1 rRNA gene is annotated in these 1281 nt (G+C 54.6%); it reads right to left on the reverse strand.

Annotated features, from left to right (window positions below):
• Positions 1 to 1281, reverse strand: a 23S ribosomal RNA gene (locus QP305_RS08670); the annotation flags it as partial.

A 1281-nucleotide genomic window follows, 5' to 3' on the forward strand; every position in this document is an offset into this window, starting at 1 on the left:
CTTACAGCTTCGCACGGACCTGTGTTTTTGATAAACAGTCGCTTCTCCCTAGACTCTGCGACCCAACCCCCCACAACGCCCAGACACGGGGCGCGTAAAGAGTGGGCCCCCCTTCTCCCAAAGTTACGGGGGCATTTTGCCGAGTTCCTTAACCACGATTCACTCGCACGCCTTAGTATGCTCTACCCAACTACCAGTGTCGGTTTCGGGTACGGGCGGTCTTACCACTCACGTCGATGCTTTTCTCGGCAGTACAGGATCACTCTACTTCCCACAAAAACTGCGGTCACCATCAGGCCTCACCCTTATGTCCCCCGGATTTACCTAGGAAACGGGCCACACCCTTAAACGCGCCAAGCCATTAGGCACGCGAAGCTACCTCCCTGCGTCACACCTGTTAACACGCTTGCCTCCCACACTTAGGACCCCACGCCACCCACACCAACCACAAACAAGACAAACGCCTCGAAAGCTTTATGGCATAGACGGGATGGTTAGCATCAACGCAGAAGACACTGGACGCAATAAAACCGGTACCAGAATAAGAACTGGTCACCCATCGACTACGCCTGTCGGCCTCGCCTTAGGACCCGACTAACCCAGAGAGGACGAACCTACCCCTGGAACCCTTAGTCATACGGCGGGAAGGATTCTCACCTCCCAAACGTTACTCATGCCTGCATTCTCACTCCCACGCAATCCACCACAAGCTCACGCCACGGCTTCACCTCACGCAGGACGCTCCCCTACCCAAACAAAACAAATTGTTTGCCACGGTTTCGGCGGTGTACTTCAGCCCCGCTACATTGTCGGCGCTCAATCACTTGACCAGTGAGCTATTACGCACTCTTTCAAGGATGGCTGCTTCTAAGCCAACCTCCTGGTTGTCACAGCAACTAAACATCCTTTCCCACTTAGCACACACTTAGGGGCCTTAACCGGCGATCTGGGCTGTTTCCCTCTCGACTATGAAGCTTATCCCCCACAGTCTCACTGCCACGCTCAACTTCATGGTATTCGGAGTTTGGCTGACGTCAGTAACCAGATAAGGCCCATCAGCCAACCAGTAGCTCTACCCCCACAAAGAACCACGCAACGCTGCACCTAAATGCATTTCGGGGAGAACCAGCTATCACGGAGTTTGATTGGCCTTTCACCCCTACCCACAACTCATCCCCCAGGTTTTCAACCCTGGTGGGTTCGGGCCTCCACACGCTCTTACACGTGCCTCACCCTGGCCATGGGTAGATCACCCCGCTTCGGGTCTAGAACATGCAACTA

It is taken from the genome of Actinotignum timonense (assembly GCF_030216305.1).
Taxonomy (GTDB): domain Bacteria; phylum Actinomycetota; class Actinomycetes; order Actinomycetales; family Actinomycetaceae; genus Actinotignum; species Actinotignum timonense_A.